At 70.2% G+C, this 3181-nt stretch carries 4 protein-coding genes; 1 reads left to right on the top strand and 3 read right to left on the bottom strand.

Annotated elements, in window-relative coordinates; translation table 11 throughout:
* Window positions 1–90: 90 nt before the first annotated feature.
* The 3 genes from AB0M83_RS48480 to AB0M83_RS48470 form a co-directional block, all read right to left on the bottom strand.
* On the bottom strand, window positions 91–624 hold the full coding sequence (locus AB0M83_RS48480) for an EF-hand domain-containing protein (RefSeq protein WP_364529609.1): 534 nt from the start codon (window positions 622–624) through the stop codon (window positions 91–93).
* Between the two features lie 72 nt (window positions 625–696).
* Entirely contained in the window at window positions 697–1944 is a 1248-nt protein-coding gene (locus AB0M83_RS48475) for a nucleotide sugar dehydrogenase (RefSeq protein ID WP_364529606.1), read from the bottom strand.
* A 45-nt stretch (window positions 1945–1989) separates the two neighbouring features.
* Window positions 1990–2298: a hypothetical protein gene (locus AB0M83_RS48470; RefSeq protein WP_364529603.1), complete on the bottom strand. Its 309-nt coding sequence runs from the start codon at window positions 2296–2298 to the stop codon at window positions 1990–1992.
* 471 nt (window positions 2299–2769) lie between these two features.
* On the opposite strand from AB0M83_RS48470, the gene AB0M83_RS48465 reads away from it, so the two are divergent.
* On the top strand, window positions 2770–3090 hold the full coding sequence (locus AB0M83_RS48465; protein ID WP_364529600.1) for a hypothetical protein: 321 nt from the start codon (window positions 2770–2772) through the stop codon (window positions 3088–3090).
* Window positions 3091–3181: the final 91 nt, after the last annotated feature.

Below are 3181 nucleotides of genomic sequence, written 5' to 3'. Positions count from 1 at the left end.
GCCGGCCCACCGGCGCCGCGCGCGGACCCCCCCCCCGACGGACGGGCCCCGGAGCATCCCTCCGGGGCCCGTCCGTCGTGGGTGAACTCCTCAGCCGAGCAGCGGCACGTCCAGCGTGCCGAAGTGGTAGGCCTTCACCGCCGCGACCAGTTCGTCCACGGTCAGCGAGCCGTTGCCGTTGGTGTCGATGAGGCGGAACGACTCCTCGGCCTTCGCCCGGCTCACCCCGGCCGCCCCGAGCCACTTGGCGAACTCGGCGGGGTTGATCTCGCCGTCGCCGTCGGTGTCGCACACGTTGAGGATCGCCTGGATCATCGGCCGCACCACGCGCCCGAACCCGGCGTCGCCCCCCTTGAACACCTCCGCCTCGATGACTTCGGTGAACTGACGGCGGTCCAGCGCGCCGTCGCGGCCGACCCCGGCCCGCTCGGCGAGGTACTCGTAGGTGCTGGTGAACGACTCCACCAGGGCGCGGCCCTGCGGGGTGGACGGCGACTCGCCGAACGCCTCGAGGATACGGTCGGCCTCCGCCTCCAGGTCGGACCGCTCGATGCGGCCGTTGCCGTTGCGGTCCCACTTGTCGAAGCGGAGTTCCAGGCGCTCGTTCTTGACAGCAGTGGTCATTTTCTGCGTGCTCCTTCAGCATGCGGACGGTGTCATGACCGCGGCCGGGGCTCCACCCGCGGCCGCGGGGTACTACAGGCGGTGGACCTCCTCCCCAGGTACGCGACCCGTGATGTCGAGCAGGAGCCGGGCGTTCCTGGCCAGGCGGCTCAGGTCGTATCCGCCGTGCCCGACGAGCAGGACGGTCACGTCCGCGTCGCGCAGGGCGGAGTCCAGATCGGACACCGGTGGCCCGAGTTCGGGCACGGGGCCGGTCACCGGGTCGTGGTAGCGGACGCGCGCGCCGAGCGCGGTCAGTTCGGCCGCGACCCGCAGCGTCGCCGACTCGCGCGTGTCCGGCACCCCGGCCTTGTACGCCACGCCGAGGAGCAGCACCGTGGAGCCGTCGAGCTCGCGGCCGGCCCGGGCGAGCAGCCGGGCCGTCCGCCGCGCCAGGTAGGACGGCATGGCGGAGTCCACCTCGCGCGCCGCCTCGACGACGCCCAGCCGGCTCCCGGCGCGGCGCGCCTTGTCCAGCAGGTAGCGCGGGTCCACCGGGATGCAGTGCCCGCCCACCCCGGGGCCGGGCGTGAACGAAGCGAACCCGAACGGTTTGGTGCCCGCGCAGTGCAGCACGTCCCAGATGTCCAGGCCGAGCTGGTCGCAGAACATCGTGATCTCGTTGACCAGCGCGATGTTCACGTACCGGTAGGTGTTCTCCAGCAGCTTCGCCATCTCGGCTTCACGGGTACCCCGTGCCACGACCACGGTGTCCACGAAGCGGCTGTAGAACGCGACGCACTGCTTGGCGCACAACGGCGTGTGCCCGCCGACGACCTTGGGGGTGTTGCGGATGCCGTACCGCCGGTTGCCGGGGTCCACCCGTTCCGGCGAGTACGCGAGCGAGAAGTCTTCCCCCGCCACGAGACCGTGGCGCTCCAGGATGGGCCGCACCACCTCGTCGGTGGTGCCGGGGAAGCTGGTGGACTCCAGGACCACCAAGGTGCCCGGACGCAGGTGGTCGGACACGGCGGCCGCCGCGTCGCGCACCGCCGACAGGTCCGGGCCGCCGTCCGGCCCGAGGCCGGTGGGCACGCAGATGACCACTGTCTCCGCCTGCGCGATCACGGCCGGATCACCGGTCACCGCGAACCCGTCCGCGCGCAACGCCCGCAGCTGCGCGCCGCTGACGTCGGGCACGTGCGGGCGGCCCTGTCCCACCTGCTCCCGCACCGCCGGAGACGTGTCGTAGCCCACCACCGACAAGCCGGCGGTGGCGGCGGCGACCGCGAGCGGCAAGCCGACGTACCCGACCCCGACCACGACGAGATCGACGGACACGGGCACCCTTTCGGTCAGATCGGAACGTGTGCGCACGACTGCCGATCAGACGCGGAAGCTCGCCGCGGCCGGGGGGACGTGCGATCCCCAGTTCGTTTTCACGGTGAGGATGGGCACTCCTAGGCATTCGGGCGTTCCGTAAACGTGCACCGGCCGGTCGGTGCGATTGGCGAGCACGTGCGCTCCCTCGGGAAGCGGGTAGCAGCCATGAGGGTTTTCGTGGACGTCCAGCGGGACGACTTCGGTGGTGAAGACCACGACTTCGCCTGTTGCGGCGACGGCCGCGGGACTGGCCGACACCAGCAGCGCAGCGACCGCCACCGTGCTCGAAAGGACTGCCGTGAACCGCTTCATCTTTCCTCCATGAGGGAAGTCCCGTCGTCCTCAGCGAAACTAACAGCCGATTCCGGGGAAACGCCGGTTCGATCGGAATGCCACTCGTGCAGGTCGCGGTGCGATCCGGGAGTTCAGTCGGATGGCGGCCTATTGTTCTTGATCGAGTACGCGAACTCCTCGCGGAATCGCCTTGGTTCACGATGTCGAGTGATTGGTGACGCGGACACGGTGATGCACAGTGAACAGTGGCAAGCCCGTCCGCTGACGCCGGCCTGCAGCCGAAACGCCGACGCGGCAATTCCCGAAAGGGTGATGGACGGCCCGGCGGACTTGAACCCGGACGTGGCCGACTATTCCGCGTCCGGTGGCTTGTCGAGCGTCCGCCGGAAGCGTGGTGCACACCACAAGGTGAAACGTCCCCCGGCGCGTTCCACCGAGGACGCCGATGGGTACCCGGGCGCTCGTCGACCGATGAGTGGAGGATGTGGCATGGCGAACCGGGCCTTCAGCTGCGCGCGGGTGATGCTGCCGGCGCGGCTGGAACTGGACGACGACGACGCGATGTCGGCGTTCGTGAAGTCGATGCCGTCCATGGCGACCGCCTCGGACGCCGATGTCGCCCGGCTGGTACGCACCATCCGCAACCTCGACGCGCAGCGCGCCACCCCTGAAGTCGCCGTGGCAGAGGGGTACCGGCGTCGCAGTCCACGCGTATTCCCCGCGAACGCCGCCATGCCGGCGTCCGACACGCCAGGACGCCGTCGGCGCCGACTCCGTCGGGGAAGCGGATGGACGTCACCGGGCGCCTAGGAGCTGTCCTGTAAGTCATCGGAGCCAGAGCACGATGGCTGCGATGGTGAGCTCGGCCTGGTAGTAGGCAGCGCGTTTGGCGTAGCGGGTG

Source organism: Amycolatopsis sp. NPDC051106 (assembly GCF_040682775.1).
Classification (GTDB): Bacteria; Actinomycetota; Actinomycetes; order Mycobacteriales; family Pseudonocardiaceae; genus Amycolatopsis.
Note: the sequence above shows the minus strand (reverse complement) of the source record. Positions and strands in the feature narration are given on the sequence as shown.